The sequence below is a fragment of the Mesorhizobium sp. M2A.F.Ca.ET.067.02.1.1 genome, from assembly GCF_004023285.1.
Lineage (GTDB): Bacteria > Pseudomonadota > Alphaproteobacteria > Rhizobiales > Rhizobiaceae > Mesorhizobium.
The window spans coordinates 1-3,193 of record NZ_RZSB01000699.1 but is presented as its reverse complement, the minus strand read 5'-3'; the positions used below and the strand labels follow the sequence as shown (position 1 = coordinate 3,193).

Here is a 3,193-nt window from a genome sequence, read left to right as displayed (position 1 = left end):
GGCGTGCGCGCCGCCACGCCCGGCATGATCGAGGGATCGAGGCTGTCGCAGTCCAGGGTGACGACGACACGCGCTCCTTCCGGAATGTGGCGCAAAGCGGCTTCGACGCCGTGGGCGTGAACCTCGCGCGCTGTGACGAACCGGCTGCCATAGCGCCTCGCCGCTTCGATTTCCGCGAGACGTGCGCTGCCGACGCTGCGCAGGCCGACCTGCACCATGCCGGCGACATGGGCCATCTCGCTCGCCCGCCGCATCGGGCTCGAATAGCCGTATCGATCGCCATGCACCTCGTCGCGCCAGTCGATATGGGCGTCGATCTGCAAGACCCAGACCGGCCCGTGTTCGCCAAAACCGGCAAGGAAAGGAATGGTGGCGGAATAATCGCTGCCGTTGGTGTGCTCCTTGCCACCTTATCGCCTGTGACAGCCGTGGAGAAACTGCGCGCTTCGGACAAAGCGGCGCTTGCCGAATGCCTGAAATATGTCGGCGACTTCCCGGGCGAGGTTCCCGGCGTGAACGACACGCCGACACCGGCGCTTCACATCGACAACACCATCAAGCTCGCCGGACAGCTGCGCGCTCGACGCAACAGCCCGGCAGGCGCTGATCCTCGATGACGAGTTGTCGTATCTGCAGTGATGGCGATGACACTGCCAAAGTTCTCGTCGCAGGCAGGGTTCGTCGTCGGCCTCCGCATCACGCCCGCCGCGCTTATCGGCGGCATATCCAAAAGTCGCATAAGATAGATTATGGAACTTGCGTGTTTTGCCGGGGCTTTCGCCATTGGCGACAAACTCTGTGGACTGGCTGCGTGCGCCGCCTCGCGAATTCGAGCTACCAGCCAAACGCAGGAATGACGGGCTGCGATACTGGCTGAGCAGTCGCCGCTATCGCTCTGACTCGTAAGGAATTTCAACCACCATGCCATCATAGGCCGGCACCACGTGCTCCGGCGTCTCGGCCATCACCACGGCGTAGTCCAGCGGCACGTGCATATGCGTCAGCACGGCCTTGTTCGGAGCCAGTTTCTCGATCCAGCCCAGAGCTTGGCCGAGCGACAGATGGCTGGGATGGGTGTTGTACTGCAGCGCGTCGAGCACCAGCATGTCGAGGCCCAGCAACCGCGCGGCCGTGACGGCCGGGAAGTCGCTGATATCCGGGCAGTAGGCAAGCCCGCCGATGCGGAAGCCCAGCGAAATGATGTCGCCATGGATCTGCGGCAGCGGCTCAAAGGTGAGGGCGCCCCCCTCGCCTTCGATCACCACCGGCCTCGCGTGATCGATGATATGGGCCTTGACGATCGGCGGATAGGAGCTGCCGGGCGGCGTCTCGAAGCAATAGCCGAAGGCCTGGCGCAGCCGCTCCATCGTCGGTTCGTCGGCGTGGATGTCGATCCTGTGCCGCTGGTCGTGCACAAAACCGCGCAGATCGTCGATGCCATGGATATGGTCGGCATGCGGATGGGTATAGACGACGGCGTCGATACGCCGGACCGAAGCCATCAGCATCTGCTGGCGGAAATCCGGTCCGGTGTCGATGACGACCGTGGTGCGCGCGCCATTGGCGGCAATGCGCTCGACCAGGGCCGCCGTGCGCATGCGCCGGTTCTTCGGATTCGCGGGATCGCAATTGCCCCAATCGCCGGTGATGCGCGGCGTGCCGGGCGATGAGCCGCAGCCAAGGATGGTGAAGCGCAGCCGGTCGCTCATGTCCGCGCCATGTCTGGACGCGGCATCTTGGTGAACAGCCTGAAGAAATTGCCGGTGGTGATATCGGCGATCTCGGTTTCGCTGACGCCGATGGTCTCGGCAAGAACCTTCGCCGTGTTCGTCACATAGGCCGGTTCGTTGCGTTTTCCCCGATGCGGGATCGGCGCGAGGTAGGGCGCGTCGGTCTCGACCAGCAGCCGGTCACGCGGAACATCGGCCGCGATGGCCCGCAAATCGGGGGAATTCTTGAAGGTCAGGATGCCGGAGAAGGAGACATAGCCGCCCAGCGCCACGCCGACTTCGGCCAGCCTGCGTCCAGACGAAAAACAGTGAAGAATGAAGGGGAAGGCGCCCTTCCCTGTCTCGTCCTCGAGGATCGACGCCATGTCGTCGTCGGCATTGCGCGCATGGATGACCAGCGGCAGGCCGGTCCGTCGCGCAGCGGCGATATGGGTGCGAAAACCTTGCGCCTGCGCATCGCGCGGCGCCTTGTCATAGTGGTAATCCAGTCCGGCCTCGCCGATCGCCACCACCTTTGGGTGACCGGAAAGCCGGACCAGCTCGTCGGCGGTGACGTCGAGCTCTTCCGCCGCATTGTGCGGATGAGTGCCGACCGAGCAATAGACCTCGTTGAAAGTTTCAGCGATTTCAAGGATCTGCTGAAAGCGCCTCACGCGCGTCGAGATCGTGACCATGCGGCCTACCCCGGCGGCGAGGGCGCGGGCGACGATAGCCGCCCGCTCCTCGGCAAAGTCCGGAAAGTCGAGATGGCAGTGGCTGTCGACCAGCATCAGGCGCCTTGCTCGACATAACGCGGGAACACGCCCTCCGGCGCCGGCAACGCGGCGCCGGGCACCAGCGCTTGGTCGGCATGGATGTGCTCGAAAGCACGCTTGCCCGCAGGCACGGCCAGCAGGTCGAGCAGCTTGGCCGCCGATCCCGGAATGAAGGGCTGGCAAAGGAGTGCCACGCGTCGCACCAGTTCGGCCGTTGTCCACAAGACCGTTTCCATCCGCTCCGGATTGGTCTTCTTCAGTGCCCACGGCTCCTGGGAAGCGAAATAGCGGTCCGCTTCCGCCACCACGCCGAAGATCGCGGCCAACGCTAGATGGATGCCCTGCTCCGCCATCGCCCGGCGCGAAACGGCCAGCGCTTCGATCGCCTGGTCGAGGATCGCCGTATCGGCCTCCGCCAGCTCGTCGCGCTTCGGCACCGCACCGCCGCAATTCTTGGCGATCATGGACAGCGACCGCTGCGCCAGATTGCCAAGGCCATTGGCGAGATCCGCGTTGGTGCGGTTGACGATCGCCTCATGGCTGTAGTTGCCGTCCTGACCGAACGGCACCTCGCGCAGGAAGAAATAGCGCACCTGGTCAACGCCGTAATGGTCCACCATCGTGAACGGGTCGATGACGTTGCCGACCGACTTCGACATCTTCTCGCCGCGGTTGAACAGGAAGCCGTGGCCGAAGACGCGCTTCGGC

Annotated in this window: 4 protein-coding genes and 1 pseudogene; 1 reads left to right on the top strand and 4 read right to left on the bottom strand. The window is 64.2% G+C overall.

Annotation, left to right across the window (positions count from 1 at the left end):
* Window positions 1–371, bottom strand: a pseudogene (locus EOA28_RS30260) (arginase family protein); the annotation flags it as partial.
* Here EOA28_RS30260 and EOA28_RS30255 point away from each other — a divergent pair.
* Window positions 306–617, top strand: a complete 312-nt coding sequence (locus tag EOA28_RS30255; RefSeq protein WP_127253939.1) for a hypothetical protein — start codon at window positions 306–308, stop codon at window positions 615–617. The pseudogene EOA28_RS30260 and the gene EOA28_RS30255 sit on opposite strands and share 66 nt — an antisense overlap.
* 270 nt (window positions 618–887) lie before the next feature.
* Here EOA28_RS30255 and EOA28_RS30250 read toward each other — a convergent pair whose 3' ends face one another.
* From EOA28_RS30250 to EOA28_RS30240, 3 genes are all read right to left on the bottom strand, one after another.
* Window positions 888–1,709, bottom strand: a complete 822-nt coding sequence (locus tag EOA28_RS30250) for an MBL fold metallo-hydrolase (RefSeq protein ID WP_127250958.1) — start codon at window positions 1,707–1,709, stop codon at window positions 888–890.
* Window positions 1,706–2,500, bottom strand: a complete 795-nt coding sequence (locus tag EOA28_RS30245; protein WP_127250957.1) for a TatD family hydrolase — start codon at window positions 2,498–2,500, stop codon at window positions 1,706–1,708. Before EOA28_RS30245 ends, EOA28_RS30250 begins: the two co-directional genes overlap by 4 nt.
* Window positions 2,500–3,193, bottom strand: a 694-nt coding sequence (locus tag EOA28_RS30240) for a methionine--tRNA ligase (protein WP_148670945.1), incomplete at its 5' end; no start/stop codon positions are given. The genes EOA28_RS30240 and EOA28_RS30245, both read right to left, overlap by 1 nt.

Coding starts and splice junctions, on each gene's coding strand:
- EOA28_RS30255 (WP_127253939.1), top strand. CDS start 306: ATGGGCGTCGATCTGCAAGACCCAGACCGGCCCGTGTTCGCCAAAACC.
- EOA28_RS30250 (WP_127250958.1), bottom strand. CDS start 1,709: ATGAGCGACCGGCTGCGCTTCACCATCCTTGGCTGCGGCTCATCGCCC.
- EOA28_RS30245 (WP_127250957.1), bottom strand. CDS start 2,500: ATGCTGGTCGACAGCCACTGCCATCTCGACTTTCCGGACTTTGCCGAG.